At 58.1% G+C, this 15,593-nt stretch carries 8 protein-coding genes; 3 read left to right on the top strand and 5 right to left on the bottom strand.

Features of this window, described 5'->3' with window-relative positions; translation table 11 throughout:
• Positions 1 to 3: 3 nt before the first annotated feature.
• Both R5O87_RS08235 and R5O87_RS08230 read left to right on the top strand, forming a co-directional pair.
• Entirely contained in the window at positions 4 to 684 is a 681-nt protein-coding gene (locus tag R5O87_RS08235; RefSeq protein WP_410554444.1) for an NrtR DNA-binding winged helix domain-containing protein, read from the top strand.
• 209 nt (positions 685 to 893) lie between these two features.
• Complete coding sequence (locus tag R5O87_RS08230; RefSeq protein ID WP_410554443.1) at positions 894 to 2,168, top strand: hypothetical protein; 1,275 nt, start codon at positions 894 to 896, stop codon at positions 2,166 to 2,168.
• Positions 2,169 to 2,485: 317 nt separating this feature from the next.
• On the opposite strand, the gene R5O87_RS08225 is transcribed toward R5O87_RS08230, so the two are convergent.
• The 5 genes from R5O87_RS08225 to R5O87_RS08205 are packed head-to-tail and all read right to left on the bottom strand — an operon-like array spanning position 2,486 to position 14,222.
• Positions 2,486 to 5,479: a Z1 domain-containing protein gene (locus R5O87_RS08225; RefSeq protein WP_462836415.1), complete on the bottom strand. Its 2,994-nt coding sequence runs from the start codon at positions 5,477 to 5,479 to the stop codon at positions 2,486 to 2,488.
• 34 nt (positions 5,480 to 5,513) lie between these two features.
• A complete protein-coding gene (locus tag R5O87_RS08220) occupies positions 5,514 to 6,491 on the bottom strand; it encodes a PD-(D/E)XK motif protein (protein WP_410554441.1) in 978 nt (325 codons plus the stop codon).
• Positions 6,484 to 8,031: an ATP-binding protein gene (locus R5O87_RS08215; protein WP_410554440.1), complete on the bottom strand. Its 1,548-nt coding sequence runs from the start codon at positions 8,029 to 8,031 to the stop codon at positions 6,484 to 6,486. The genes R5O87_RS08220 and R5O87_RS08215 overlap by 8 nt, the downstream gene beginning before the upstream one ends.
• Positions 8,028 to 11,408 carry a DUF499 domain-containing protein gene (locus R5O87_RS08210; protein ID WP_410554439.1) on the bottom strand — a complete coding sequence of 1,127 codons (3,381 nt, stop codon included), beginning with the start codon at positions 11,406 to 11,408 and terminating at the stop codon, positions 8,028 to 8,030. The genes R5O87_RS08215 and R5O87_RS08210 overlap by 4 nt, the downstream gene beginning before the upstream one ends.
• Before the next feature lie 18 nt (positions 11,409 to 11,426).
• Positions 11,427 to 14,222: a DUF1156 domain-containing protein gene (locus R5O87_RS08205; protein ID WP_410554438.1), complete on the bottom strand. Its 2,796-nt coding sequence runs from the start codon at positions 14,220 to 14,222 to the stop codon at positions 11,427 to 11,429.
• Between the two features lie 197 nt (positions 14,223 to 14,419).
• On the opposite strand from R5O87_RS08205, the gene R5O87_RS08200 reads away from it, so the two are divergent.
• On the top strand, positions 14,420 to 15,571 hold the full coding sequence (locus tag R5O87_RS08200; protein ID WP_410554437.1) for a DNA cytosine methyltransferase: 1,152 nt from the start codon (positions 14,420 to 14,422) through the stop codon (positions 15,569 to 15,571).
• Positions 15,572 to 15,593: the final 22 nt, after the last annotated feature.

Here is a 15,593-nt window from a genome sequence, read left to right as displayed (position 1 = left end):
GGTGTGAAGACCTCGAAGGATGTCCCCGCCACGTCCCTGCTCGACTATCCCCGGCCGTCGGTGGCGGTGGACACTGCGGTGCTGACCGTCGCGCACGGCAGCCTCCAGGTACTGCTGGTGCGCCGGGGCGAGGAGCACCATCACGGCGAGTGGGCGCTGCCGGGCACGTTCCTTCGCGAGCGGGAGCGGCTGGCTGACGCGGTGCTGCGGTCGCTGCGGGAGAAAGCGGGGATCTCGGGGCGTGTGCCCCGGCAGCTGCACGTCTTCGATGACCCGGAGCGGGACGACCGCGGCTGGGTGCTGTCCGTCGCGCACGTGGATGTGGTGCCGGTGGTTGCGCTGGAGGACGCGTTGAAGTCCGACGGCATCCGGCTGGCTTCTGTTTCAGGAGAACCGCAGCTAATCACGGAGCTGCCGTACGGGCATGCGGAGATCGTGGCGAAGGCCGTGGAATGGATCCGGGCAGTATATGCAGAGTCACCCGATCCCGGGGCGCTTCTGGTCGAGCCGTTCACGCTGAAGGAGTTGCGGGACGTGCATGAGATTGTGGCCGGGGCTTCACTGATGCGGGACACGTTCCGGCGGTTCATGGAGCCGCAGCTGACAGGGACGGGGCAAATGTCCGACGGGACGCGGGGGAGGCCCTCGCGGTTATGGCGCCGGCAACAAAAGCACTACTCCTGACGCCACTCGAGTAGTGGTTGCAGATTCCGGTGCCATTGCAGGGTTCTTGGTTGTAAACGTTCTCAGCGGCTCCTTGCGTTGGGACGCGCGGTGCATTGTTTCTTGACGCTGAGAGAATTCACTACGATGGCCAGGGGCGTCCAGCGACTGAAGCACCAATCCATTACAGTCCTGGCCACTAGAAACTTTAACAACGAGGGGAGTGCGGCATGACGTACGCCGAATCTCGAGAAATCGAAATTGCATGCAAGTTGATACGTCTTGATGAGAAAAGACGCTTGGAGCTGACAGCCTATGCAAAGTCGCTGGTTTCTACTGGCTCGCTGAAAACTAGCGACAACACTCAGCGGCTTCTCATCGGAATTCCCCCGAAACTTTCGGGTCTGTGGGACAAGAGGCTTTTGTCCGCGAGTGTGATCAAGGATCCTGAAGGACAAACTCGAGAACACGAACATGCCCGAGATCTGGCGAGGCTCGGAGGGCAGTCCAAAATTGGGCAAATGGCGGCCCTGCAGCGCCAGTCGACTGTCGATCTCGTTGAGAAACTGGAACTAATGGCCAGCCCCGGCGCCCTGCCTGTTGAGGTCGGACGCGCTGTTGTAGCATCCGGACTTGCTAGTCGCATTATGGCCAGAGTGGTGAGTGCCGCCGCCGTCCTGGACAAGCGCCCAGTTGAAGTAGTTCCATATACGCTCCTGCCCACGCGGGGGTCCGATTGGCACCCTGCAGCTGGAGCGGGCATTCAGGATTCGGGGCACTGGGTCTACGGTCTTCCCCAAATACACAGCCAATTGTCTGGCTGCGATGTCGCCTGGTCCTTGCCGCCACGGCCTCACCTATCCGTGCAAGGGCATGAGGAGCGCGCAGCCTACTTCGCGCCGCTGGCCCTTTTGATGTTCGGCTGCCTTTCCTGGGTCAATCCGGCACTTGGTCTCGCTCGATGGATCAACGCTGGAATGCCAACGAGTGATCGAGCGTCCAGCCTCATCAAATCACATTGGGGAAAATGGGCAATCGCGCACGCACTTAGTAATGACTCACTCAGCTTCTGGACGTATGGAAGCGGGACTCTGCTGGCCGATGGCCTGACCCCCGGTCAGGCGGACCTTCACGCCTCCGCAGCGCGGGGGAGGGAATTCCTCGGACTCACAGCTTACGGGCGCGCACAACTCAACTTTGCGGGAGCACTCCACATGATGACCCATATCGCGAGTCAACTTCATCACGAAACCCCAGGGCGTCCGGGGTCAAAGATTTACCGGTGTGGCAATGAAATCATTTTAGAACTAGACGGCTACAGCGGTTGGTGGACCACTCTCCGAAAAATCGGTGAATCGCTATTAATTGAGCGAGACGCGGCAAGCATCCGTGTTCGGATCTTGGTAGCCGGATTCGGTCTATTAGGTACCTTTCGACATTGCCGCGTGTCTAACCGTTGGCATGCAGGAGATGAAGGGACGCATCTCCTGGGCTGGACAGACTAGTAGCCATGCAAGTGGGACGCTGATTCCGCTGTTCGAGCATGCCGACGAAGTCTTTTCCGAACCTGCATGGCGTCGAACCTGAGCCGGCCGTCTTCAACCTGATGTGCACCACACCGTGTACGCGGTTATCATCCACAACATCTTTGGGAGGCCTCTACCTTGACAGCGGCTCACACGAAGAGCTGGTGGGCCGGAACCGGGGCCGACGTGTCAAACGCTGCTGGCTGCCAGCCGCGAACGCATTCGATCCCCCAGGGATGAATCCGTCGCACAGACTGCAGGGGTGTGGCGAAGTTGGTCGTCACACCCCTGCAAGGTTAGCTGGCGGCTAGCCTGGCCTCGTGGTCGCTGAGGTTGTAGCCCTCGTCCCCTGCGGACAGGATGGCTGCATTTGCCTTCTTCTGGCTGCGCACAGTGAAGCCAATTTTCCCCTTGGGAGCCGAGGCATATGGGGCCGCATAGGAGATCATGACTGCAATGAGAGCTGGATCAACTTCACCGGAAAGTGTTGAGGGATCACTGACGGAGTGTTTGCCTCGTGGGTCGTGGGCCGCCGTCAGGAGGATGGCCCCTCGTGTTGGAGAACGCAGCGATTCCACTAGCTCGGTTAGACCGTCTTTCTGTCGCGGATCGGCGATGGCCTCCACCGCCACGCGCTGCCTTCGAGAGCTGCCAGAGAATGCCCATTGTCGCTCCTCGCGGCGCTTCCTCTTGAGCACATTGAGGTGCGCTCCGGCGACAGTCACCGCTGTTCCTTCAGACAGGTCAGGCACTATAACAACCCAATCTTGGATCTTTCCGTCGGTGCTGGCCTTTCTGAGAAATTGAAGCTGAGGCTCGAGATCGAATGTCTCACCAAACCTGGTGTTTTGAAGGACTTGTATGAAGTCGTCCGATGAAACGATTCCATATCGCGCTGAATATGCTGATCCAGAGTCAGTAACGAACCTAGCTTCTGTTTCCGCGGCTTCGATGAGCGGTTTGACGGCAGCGAAGTTTTTTCTGTTTACGGTGTCGTTCTGGGCCGGTAAGGCATTGAGGTCCTTCAGCCGGCCGCCATCCCCACGCTCTGTCACAACTGCGTTGTAGCGTTTATTGGCCGCTGTTGGAGCCAGCCACTGAAGATGCTGAGTGACCAGGGGTGGAACGTCTCTCGGGCGAACCTGTGGCTTGCCCTCATCGTCCAACTCGGCGTAGCGTGCCAGCTCTTCACGGAAGAGCTCCTCATCGATAACGATGGACTCGAAGGCTTCGTAAAGGTCAAAGTACTTCTGGCCACTCAGTTCCGCTCGTCCAATGTAAAGCCGAACTAAGTCCTTGTATCCGCCGCGGAAGCCGAACCACCGCCCCATCTGCATCAAAGTGTCTGCAGCCAGGGTCTTTCGGCGGTAGTAGGAAACGGTGAGGCCTTCAACCGTAAATCCACGGCTTAGCTTGGTTCCACCCACGAGAATGCGCCATACGGAACCGCGATCAAAGTTCAGAGCCTCCTGGTGCGTCTGCAGGTCCTTATCGCCGTTCACCACGAGCACTGGATTCTGGCTGGAATTGATCTTGTCGAGTGCCATCCCGATAAAGGGCCGCAGCTCGTCGAATGATGACGGAATAAGGTCGTGATCCTCAGCTCGAGCTTCACTAACCGGGAGATAGTCCTTCGACCACAATTCCTCCAGCCTTGGGAGGCCTGACGAGGAATAGCCCCCCTGGGCCCACAGCTCGCGTAGGAGATCAGCTGTATCACGGTGTTCGATCATTTTTACGGACTCGTGGACCAACATAGTGTGGTGCCGGAAGGATAGGCCTGAATTCTCAGCGCGGTAGAGTTTGACGGCACCAGACAGCAGATAGGCATCAAGAGCACTTCGCAGCGATTGCTCCACTGATTCGGGATCGTCTCCGCGTACAGACCGCACGAACGCTGCCTCGTTCGAGGTTGCAACGGACTTAGACCCGTTCTCGAACTCAACCCCGAGATCGTGAAAATCCCTTGCACCCATATATCCGGCAGGTCGCTTCAAGGCGATGATGAAATCATTCGGGAAGATATCGGCCGCGTCATCAGGGTCAACAAACACATTGGCGAAGGGCGTGGCCGTGTAACCGACGTACTGAGCGCGCTTGAGTGCTCCAAGTAGATTCGTAATCTCCCGGTTCACGGCCGTACGCTCTTTCTTCTCCGCTGCGGTCGGACGTTTGGTGCTTATGGATGCCTGATCCGATTCATCGTCGATAATCAGCGTGGGAATTTCCGCGAGGCTGATTTTCAAAGACTTAAGGTCGGATACCAGCTTTTTTAGAACCGTCGTATTCTTCTTGACAACGACAATTTTCGCATCTGCCTTGTACAGGTTATCGGGGTGATATAGGGGTTTCGTCTTGTCGCGAAGTCCAGTGCGAAATTCGAGAGCGTTCAGCCCCTTTTTGAGGCGCTTGTAGTCGTCTCCATATCCCGACAAGCGGACAATGTCAACGAAACCGGCATCGGAGGGCTGAATCCCGTGAGATAGAAACTTGTCCCAGTCTGTATCGTCGAGATAGTCAATTTCCCTGCGGTGGTCCGGATCGTTGATGTCCATGCCGCCGATGATGTTTTCCTTGCCGACGAGCTCCATATCGAGACGCCGCTGCGTCTGGGTCCGAAGCATGTTCAAGGTTCCGGCAAGGACGATGATCAGCCGATAGCCAGCATCTATGGACTTGGCGATCGTTCCGGCAAACTGTGCGGTCTTCCCGCTCTGTACGTAGCCTACGACCAGCCCCTTTGACTGGTATGGCGTTTCGTTGGTGGGGTCACTGAGGCGGCTTACCACCTCACGCGTGCTGACATCCAAGTCCGCAATAGCTTCGGCTGGCCAGCCCTTGCTCGAAAGGACGCCGCGGTAAGCTGGCCAGTAAAATGAGTGCTGCTTAGCGCGCTCGTCTGTGTACCAGGGATCTGATTCAGTCGCGATGACAATGTCGCCTTCGTCAGACCGGACCGGCCATTGTCCGTTCACTATGTCTTTCGCGTCCGCGCTGAAACCAAGCAGCGTGAGGATGCGATCCCGGCGCCCGACTGTTGCGGGCTCCGATGCTTCAAACCAATCGCCTTGCGACGTAGCATCCCACCGAGCCAACGCAAGTTGGAACTCCATGCGCACTTTGTCGTTGACGTTTTCGGCGGCCAGAGCTGATACTAGCTCATCTTCTTTGATGGTTGGATTATCTTCCAGCTCAAGCTCGTTGTTCACCCTTGCCAGCAACGCCTTTGGACGGTCGGCCCCCATCACTTTCAAGTGAGCAATGATGGCCTCGCGAACTGCCGATGACATCGACGTTTCCCCCATAGGAGTCGTCCCTTCTGGATCAGACCTGTTGGTCGATGGATTTGGTTATGTGGAGAGGATCCGGCGGAGTGGCAGGCTCTCGACTGCTCACATCCACACGGTAGGACACATCACTGACAGTCTCGAAGTGCGGTATTACTGACTTCAACGCCGCAGTGGTAATTGCGGGAAAGTCCTCGGTAACAAGATACGTTTGGATGGGACTGCGCAGGATGAAGCGTTGGGAATACAGATCTCCGTCCTCACGGCGCCAACCGAGACCCCGGAGATAACCCCAAAACTTGTCGGCTTCCATATCCAGTGATGCGGCAACATCGGTTACCAGCTCGTTCAGGGACTCGCCGGAGTCCAGGCCCGCCCGCGTGACCTGCACGGAGATGAGCCAGAGATCGCGTCCTGGGATCTTTTCCAGCTGTGATGCCGAACCAATTGTGTGGATACGTTTTTCGCTGATGGTTGTCTTGCACTCGGCGTCGAAGGCGCCAAATACGAAGTCGTGCTGTTCACTTGCTGGTCCCAGCCACGCTTCGATTGCGTTCGCTTCGCCGAGATAGGCGATTAGTTGGCGCAATAGTAGCAGCTCACCGTACAGTCCAAGTTGCTGTTCAGTGCTAAGGCCGCTCTTGCCGCGAAGCAAGGCCTTGTAACTGCCCAATGATTCAGTCGTAGCCCGTGCGAAACTTGAACCAGCGAACAGTCCATCGATGATTGCGGTCAGGATGTTATAGGCCTCAAAGTGAGCGTCCGTAGCGTCGACACGGATTTCGAATTCACTGTCGGGACCATCGCCAAGTACGGCAAAGGAAATGCGGCTGAATTTGCTGACGTCCGGCTCGGATCCCTCAGCTGGCACTGTGAGAGCTATCTCTTCGTGAATCGGATCTATCGTGATTTCGCATCGCGGCGTGTCGATGACACGGTGCCGGGAAATCTCACGCTCCGCAAACAGTCGTTCCAATGAATCTGGATCGAAAAATCGGTGCTGGAGGTTACTCATCGTTGCTCTCCTTGCGGGCACTCGAAGCTCGAATTGCATCATCTTGTAAGGCATGCTCGAGTGCCAGAGACATTCGGAAATGGTCTTGTTGCCGATTTTTCTGGAGATGAGACTTTAGGAACTCTTCCTCTAACAATAAGAAAAGAAGAGTCTTGATTAGCTGGGCGTCATTGGTGGCACCTCTTGCACCACCGTTGATGATTTCACGATAGTTCTGGTTCAAATAGATGGTCCGGTCTTCGAGGTCAATCTCGTAAAGACCCATGCTCAGGGCTTTCCACCCTATTTGTATGGGGTCTGAGTTAGGCCTCAACATGCTTTCCTGAGACGCAATCATCGTCCTGCTGGCGTCAGAGAATCCGCGTCCCATGGGAGCAAACCGCTTGTGTTCTCTAGTGCGCCGGTTTGACTCCTTGAATGCGGCTCGCGCCGTATCCAGGTACTGCCGGAATGTGACGCCTGAACTGCTGACGGCTCTATCGATTGCCGTTGTCAGAGCTGGAGTGAATTGGACGCCAGTTTTTTCAGGGTTGATCTTGACGTGCTCGTCAATACCGGAACCGACATCAAAAATCACCCGTGCTAACTGCAGCGCCTTTTCGTTTGGGAGCAGTTTAGGCCATCCGCCGAGGTGTTGCAGGCGGTCACGACGATAAACGAATATGCCTTGGTGGTGCTCTCGGTCCTTGCCCAAGAGGCGTGCGGACGGCGTTGCCCCGCTGGCAGGCAGAATGTGGCACTCGAGAGTGAATTCCTGGCCGCCCACCTGCCCTGTCAGTTTCATGGGGTAGTCGTTGTGTCCACTTTGCTTATATTCGAAGGGGTCCGTGGGTTCGAGCCTGGAACTCAAGCCCGCCGTGGACCTATCGGCGTCGAACACATCGACGTAGATGTCTACTGCCCCAGTCTCGAGTAGCCGGTGGAAGATAACCGATAGCTCGAGTTTGAGAGCCACCAAAGCATTTTCAAACCAACGGGTCTGATCAGCGATATTGTCAGCTGCGGACATCCCGTGCACATCGGACCACTGGACCACAGTGCCTGTGGTTAGGTCGAAGCCGTAGTCGGACGCGTACAGGTGCGCTAGAGCGGAGGACTTGCTGAGAATGTCGCATTGCGCACCGTTCATCATTGAGTCTTTTGTCATCCGCATGCCAGTTGGATCGTTGTTCGCAGCCCTGGTCCAGACGCTCAAAACGTTGGCCTGGCTCAACGAGCTTGCCTTTAGGCCCATCCCGAAGTGCCCGAGTTCGTCCGGTCGGTAGTCACGGCGCCGGCCGACGGTCAAGCCGTCACGGAGCCCCTGCGGTGTCATACCTCTGCCGTTATCGACGATTTGCACGCCTACAATGGCCCCGTTGCTTTGCAGGAACCGGACCAATACGGCATTTGCTTCGGCGCTTATGCTGTTGTCTATTAGGTCGGCGATTGCCGAGCTTAGAGTGTGGTGCTTCCCCAGGCCTTCCATCGCTTTGGAATCGATGGGGAGGGTGATCTGCTCTACTGCCTCCTCGCCGCCGAAGAGGTCCACGCTTGTCACGACTCGTCCTCAAACTTGGCTGATTCGAACTTGAGCTGCGACGCATTTTCGCGAACCACTCGTACGGTGTCCGAGTCAAATCCTGCCCCGCGGTTGGCTATGACCTCGACTGAAACTTCCAGGTCGGTATCGGGTGCAGTGGCAAGATGGCTTAGCACCTCGTCGTAGACCTTTTGAAGATCGGCTCTGAGCGCTTCGGCTCGTGCATAGAACGTTCCGGTGAACCGTACATTTTTGGCCCGTTCTCGCCTCGGTCGGGCCGGCTGCTCCCACGGCAGTCCCGTTTCACCTTCCTTGTCACTGGAAGTTCTACTTTCGGACGTGTCGTCCGCCGGTTCATCGATAGTTGTTCGTGCCGTCGCCGCTTCTCGCTCTCGCTGTTTCTCAGCCAGTCGGGGATCTACCAACAGGGTCGAATCAGTGACTGTCCCAAATGAGTCATTTGTCATCGGAAGTGCCAGCCCGAGGAAGTCCCCTGAAGCCTCGTCGTAACCCTCCGCCAGGGCAAAGCCCTCGGTACTCCACGTAGGCAGATCCAGTACGTCACGCACCCCCGTTTCCAGGACTGAGCGGTCGCGGATACGCCGCAGGTAGGCGTACTGCGTGTAGTAGCCCCACAACTCGCCTACAGCAATTCGTCCAGCGTTCCAGCGTGCCCTCAGACGCCCGTCCAGGGCCTGCTTGATCGCGGCCGGTGCGTTGACCACGCGCAACGCATCATAGCGGACCAGCGCCGCACCTGTCCGCTCCGTGAGCGACCCGCTGCCGCTGCCGATCTTCTGTTTGGACCATTGGACTGTATGGCCTTCGTGTATCTCGGGCGCGAGCGCCCACAGGTACGTGCCCGACAGCCGCAGGTCCACAGCCTTTCGGCTTTCTGCGAGACGGGCCTTGACCTGCGTCTCTTGCTGGCGAGTCAGACCGAGATCATCGATTTGGCCGTTAATATCGCGCCAGGCAATGAAGTCACGGACCGCAGTATCAAGCGACGCGTACTCGTTCTCGTCGGGTGCCAGAAACACAATTGTGTTGCGGTGCTGGCGATTCGCAGGTCCGCGATGCTCGTACACATCTTGAGCGAACGAAAGTGCATCGCTCGTTTCGGCTTTGCTCCGGTGGCGGTGCTTAGGGTGTAGGAGGACAAGCCGCACGCCTTCCGTATCAGGCACCTCTGCGGACGACGACGGCGCCACCACCGTTCCGACGAACGCGGAGGTGGGATGCCCCTCGCCTTTATTCAGGCGGTCGACAATTTCCTGCCAGACGTCCTCTTTATGCAGGCGCTCGGCTATATCTTTTGCCTTACGGCTGACAGATGCTTGGACGTCAAACCAGTAGCGGCTGGACTCGGAGTAAAAGAACGTAGCTTGCTCGGACATGAGCTGCAGCGCACTACCAAAGTTGCCCACAACGTCTCCAGGGATGGCCACGCCGAGAGCGACGTGCTGGCGTTCAATTCCCTTGTGCGCGCTGCGCAACGTTGGCGCGGAGCCTAGGAAGATCGACCGTGCCAAGCGCCTTGACAGAAGCCGCTGCTGAAAGGCTGGCCTCGACGCATCTATCCGCGCCGGGGTAGCTGCTGGGCCGTCCACGTCGGCGTCGATAATAGGTTTCCACTGGTCGTCGAGGTACTGCGTGATCTCCGTGAGTACACCGTCGGTATCAAGCGGGACGCTGCCCGGCATGATCATAGGGCTCTGGTCGCCTGCCATCCATAGCTCGTGGACCACTGTGCTCATGAGCCGCAGCACGCCGCGGGTCCGCTGGAACCTCTCGAGCGTCGACCAATCGCGGTAGAGGCGTTCGAAGAGCTCCGGATGGATGGGGTACGCCTCGGCGATGCGGCGCTCGTACTCGCGATCCGTGGTCTCAATGGGGAACTCATCACGATGATTTTTATAGAAATCGGCGAACTGCCGAGCCGTTGATGAAATGTTGACGGAAGCATCACCGGAGGGAGCTTCAAAAAGACGCCGGCGTACGATCTCGAAGGACTCGCGGGACGTCGCTGGCCGCCACTGGTCTGCCACCCGACGGACCACGTTTTGAAGCCGCTCGAGTGCGGCTTTGCCATTGGCGCCGCCGACTTCAAGGTCGGACGAGGAATCCTGCTGGCCTTCGGCAGTATGGTCGGATGCTGGAATGGAGACCACCAGCATGACGCCGGGTACGGACTTCACCGCCTCCGTGAGCGTCTGTGCGAAGGTAAACTGCGTGTCAAAAGTGCCCGCTGGCAGGCCGTCCCGCGCATACAGCTGACGGGCATAGGCCACCCATTCATCGATAAGAATGAGCGACGGCGAGTAGCGGGTTAGCAGCGTCCGAAGGCTTGCGCCCGGATTGGTGCCAGAGGCGTCGGATTCCCTGACGATGTCGTAACCGTCACGGCCACCGAGCTGCCAGCCGAGCTCACCCCACAGCGTGTTGACCACGGTGCCGTCAGCCTTGGCGCAGTCCTTCCCCGGCGTTACGGCTATGTGATTTCCCACGAGGACGGCGCGCCTGCACGTCCCCAGCGCCTGAAGATCGGTCCCCTCAAGAAGCTCTTGAATTTCCTGAGGGTACTCACCCAGCTCGTGGCCAGACATGATGTGCCAGAGCGCGAGCATCGAGTGGGTCTTTCCGCCGCCGAAGTTCGTCTGCAAGTTGATCACCGGGGGCGCGTTCAAATCGCCATTGATGCGGCGAACGGCCTTCTCGAGGAGATCCTTGATGCCTTCTGTCAGGTAGGTCCGGCGGAAAAACTGCACAGGATCGATGTATTCGTCAGATCCGACACCTTGTGCCACCATGTGGAGGTCGGCCGCGAATTCACTGGCGTTAAAGGTTCCTGTGATGACATCTGCGTGAGGCTTGACGACCTCGCGCCACGGTTTGATCGTGGCCGAGCCGGTTTCCGTGAGGACACCCGTGGTGGTCGCCTTCCTGACGTCTTTTTGGAAGTGGCTGTTCCGGAGGTCTTCGCGCGACGTCCTGATCTGATCGGCGCCAACAGGGTATCCGGCAACCCGCAAGAGTCGTTCAAGGGTGTCCAGTGCGCGGTAGGCGTCGTCGAAATTGATTGGTGTTCGGTGTGCCCAGTTGTTGCGGATATCCCGTGCCTCACCAGCTAAGTTCTGCTCTGCTCGGGACAGTTTGCCGTCGAAGGGGAACCAGCCGGGGAAAAGTCTTTCCGTAAGTGCTCGGAGCTGATCATTGGGATCATGTCGGTTGTACTTCTTGACCGCTCCGTTTTGTGCATCCTTGGCGGCGAGTAAAATTGTCCAGTCTTTGCCTTCCGGCACTCTCGACGCGAGTGCCTCAGCAACAAAGGGCTCCAGGCCCTGCGCCAAAATATCGAGTGCCTTGCCGATTCGGTCGAGATTGCTCGTTGCCATGATGCCCCCAATGCCTTTCTAGAAGTTTTCATCCAAGGATTCGAAGTCGAATCCGCTCTGTACTGTGGTGGACGATCCTGCTTCAGAGGCTCGTAGAATATCGGGCCATGCCGTGGCCAGATTGTTAAAGGTCTGTCCAAGCGCTGACCAGTTCTTGCGTTCAGCGATCGAGTACAGAAGGTAGGCAAGTTCCTTAACTGCATCCAAGTCGATGCGCGAACCAGGCGCCTCTTTTAGCCTAGCGACCAGTTGGCCAGCATCCTCGATGCCCTTGGCTTCGAGGACACGAGCTGTGTGCAGCGCAGCCTCCCAGACACTGAGCCGCTGATCCCGGCGGGGATCGTAGTCGTCCGGGAGTTTGGCCGGGGCAAAGAGCTGCACCTTGCCTGCACGGCTGGTGAGGATCCCCCCGCGCTCCATTCCCGGGATTGAGGTGTTCAGTGCAGTTGCCTGATTCTCGGCGTCGCCAAAGAGTCCCTCATCGAAAGCGTTCTGATGGAACCATTTGAGCGCCCAGCGCGTATCTGCATCGAAGTCGCCTTCCAACTCATTGAGCACTTCCGCCAAGACCTGGTTGATGAGCTCCAACGCTGTGCGCACACGCATCGCCGAGCCGTCGGCTTCGGTGACCTTGGAATAGCGGGTGAAAACCGCCATTCCAGGTCCGATGGTTGATTGAGCCAGGTCCACGGGGGCAACAGCGGCCTCCTGTAGCTGCCGCAACTGTTTCGGAAGTTCGGAGCGAAGCACGGCAAGGAACCCGCCGCGGTCGGTAGACGACGCTGATTCGCTGCGTGGACGGCAGGCAAGAACAATGGATGACGCCAGCGCGTTCGAACCTGAACCAATCATGCGGTTGCTGAGCTCACTGCGAACCGGCCAGGTTGCCGTGACAGTCCAGCCTGCGCGAACAATGCCTTCGAGAATCGTCGCCCAACCGGTCGACGATTCGCCACCCGCTGCGCTCTCCGCTTGCTTGAAAGCATAGTAAACGGTGATCGGATATTCCGCACTGGCGTTTTCCCGCATCCGGGCAAAGACTGACTCAAATCCGGACTCGAAGAACTTCTCAGCGCCGGCTTTGCCATCGTGGCGGTAGGGATTCGCGACGAGTTCTTCAGCCTTGGGCACAAGCATGGTGCTCATGAGCTTGGGATGGATATCGCGAAGTGAACGTCTCTGCCAGACGTAGAAGAAGTCCGACAAGTCAGAGTAACCAATGTTGTCGTAGTACGGCGGGTCAGTTGAAATGACCACATGGGAATAGCTTCGCGAGCTAGCATCTGAGGTGATCGCCTTGCCCGGGATGTCGCCGGCCACACGAATGACTTTGATCAGGCTGCTCAAGCTGACGATGAAGGCGCCGGCCGCCTTACCGAATGGGTTGGTCTCCGCAAAGTCCCAAATCATCGGGATTGCCTGGCGCCCAAACAGGTTCCGCACTTGCGTCTTTGTTACTTCCCAGCGGCAGAGAGCATTGCAGATGTCAGTCATTCGGCTGACGCCCAGACCGAGGTACGTCGCAACGGCGTCGGCGTAGGCCGCAGCACCAGTTCCGCCCGATTCCAGTCGCTCACCTTCCTGAAGCCCCGCAGCCAGCGCATCGGCAAGAACCCTCTCGCGGGCCTCCATCACGAGGTCGCTGAACGTCGTCAGTGTAACGAGCTGGCGATTGGTGAACAGCTCGGAGAATTTGGTCAAGCCATAGCGAAAAACGTTGATGCGACCGGGCCAATCGAATAGTTCGCCATCAGGCGCAGTCGCCGGTCGATCCAAGTCGGCGGCGACTTCATGACGCAGAGTGGGCGCCAGGTATGACCGTCCGCGCGTTCCATCCCCCACCACTGCCATGAGTTGGCTACCAAGACCTGACGTGCGGCTCGACTCGCGGACGTATTCGAGACCAACGCCACCTGCACATGAGATGCACGTAGCGCCAGTTCTGCCCACGGTTCCGTCGCGCTCGAGTGTCGGGGCTTTGGACGGATCGGTACCGATCGAGTAAGTGACTTCGCCCCGGTCGACCGTCGGGACAACGTAGGCTTCCTTGCCCTTCTTCTTACTCAACCACCACGAGCGGACCAGCGGCATTGCGATGCCGCAGGCCGGGTTGGGGCACGTCACAGTTCGAGCCCAGATCCAAGCGATGACGTTGGCGGTCTGTCCGGCACCAAGTTCGGCCCGGGGGTACAGATGACCAATTCTTGTCTGCGCGACGTCGCGCATCCATTCGCCGTACGCGCGGACATCGGCGGCGAGGCCTTCGGCGCCGGACCAGGCGGTCGTCTGCCCTTCAGAAAGTCCAGGGTAGAGAGGTGGCGCGTCGGAGAACTTCGGGGGTATTTCGATTAGTGCCTTGTTTATCAGGACAGCAACAGGGTTCAGGTCGGAGGCGTGGGCCTCAAGACCCAGACGCTGAGCCTCAAGCGGAATTGTCCCTCCACCAGCGAAGGGATCCAGGATTGCAGGCGGCCCGTCCGGCCCAGCTGACTTCAATATTTCAGCGTGAGCTGCTTCGAGAAGCGTTTTGTTGTTTGAGTTCTCCCAGACCACGAGCTGCTCGATGATGCGGTGGAGGCGGGCGCGCTCGGTGGCCTGTGCCTCTTCGGTAGGAAAACGATCCGGGTGTGAGGAAGGGTCATCGACCAGCTGGGCGAAGAGCACCGCGCGTGCCGCGGCAAGGGGGCGTCGGGCCCACCACAGATGCAGGGTGGACGGGTGTCCATGGCGTATGGACTTTTCGCGTGCCGACTCCCGATTGATGACCTCGAGAGGCATCGAGACCTCGATGAGTTTGCGCTTCTCCGCGTGCATACGTGCTTAGTCCATTCATGTTGTGCTGCCAGATCCGGGGCGTCCCGTTTCCACAACCAAATGTATACTCCGCTGGCTCGCTGGACGGCATCATGCTCGCGTGGTGAACCGCAGGTCTGAGGAATAGGCGTGGCCGAGGCCGGCGCGCCAGCCGTTTTGACCAAGAAGTGTCCTAGTGGCCGGCTAAGCTAGTGGGCATGCCACAACGTCTACGCCTCATCGACCTTTTCGCCGGCGCAGGCGGAATGACTCAGGGATTCAAGTCCACCCAGCGGTACCAAACTGTGGTCGCCGTCGAGCTCGACAAGTATGCTGCGGCCACTTTTGCCCAAAACCACGAAGCGGCACGAGTCTTTGCCGGGGGGATCGAGGAATGGCTGGACGAAGGTCTCGTGCCGCGGGCCGACGTGATCATCGGGGGACCGCCCTGCCAGGGATTCTCGGCGCTTGGAAAGCAGGACGTGCTCGATGAGAGGAACTTCCTCTGGCGGAAATACGCGGAGACCATCATCAGGGCTCAGCCTCGATACTTCGTTCTTGAGAATGTGCGACAGTTTCTGACCTCACCGCAATTCGCCGAGCTCGAGTCGTGGACATTACCCGGTGGGCCGCTGGAGAACTATGAGCTTCAGCCGCTTTTGCTGAACGCCGCAGACTTCGGTGCCTACCAGGCGAGAGTGCGAACGATCGTGATTGGTCGGCGGACAGGACTGCCGGAAGTAGACGTCCCTGCGGTAGGGCCCTTCAAGGGGAGGCACCGCAGCGTTGAGCACGCGTTTGCGGGATTGACTAACCAGCGAGTTATACCTCGAACCACGTCGGTGAGAGACTTTCCAGATACTCGAACAGAAATCGATGGGGTGACGATGCCTGGTCCGTTCACTACACCTGAGTTGCACGTAACCCGCAATTACACAGAGACTTCATTGAAGCGCTTTGCGAAAATCCCCGCTGGCGGAAATCGCTTCGATATTCCCCCTGAGCTGCTGTCAGACTGCTGGAAGAAGCACAGGAGCGGTTCCGGCGATGTGATGGGCAGATTGCATTGGAATAAGCCGTCAGTGACAATTCGTACAGAGTTTTTCAAGCCCGAAAAGGGTCGCTACCTGCACCCGGATCCGACCGTTCACCGGGCAATCACGCATTTCGAGGCAGCACGTCTTCAGGGTTTTCCGGATACGTACAAGTGGATGGGTACGAAAACAGCGATTGCCCGGCAAATAGGCAACGCCGTTCCCATTCAGCTGGCTGCATTCCTCGGGCAGCTTATTGCTGACGCTTGGGATGCATCGCTCGCTGTTTCCGTTCCGAGTCTGTTGAGTGAACACGAAACGGCAGCCTCATGCTGAGCTACAGAACACTTTTCACTAT

The organism is Arthrobacter globiformis (assembly GCF_046536215.2).
In the GTDB taxonomy this organism is placed as follows: Bacteria; Actinomycetota; Actinomycetes; order Actinomycetales; family Micrococcaceae; genus Arthrobacter; species Arthrobacter globiformis_E.
This window is presented reverse-complemented; position numbering and strand designations above follow the sequence as displayed.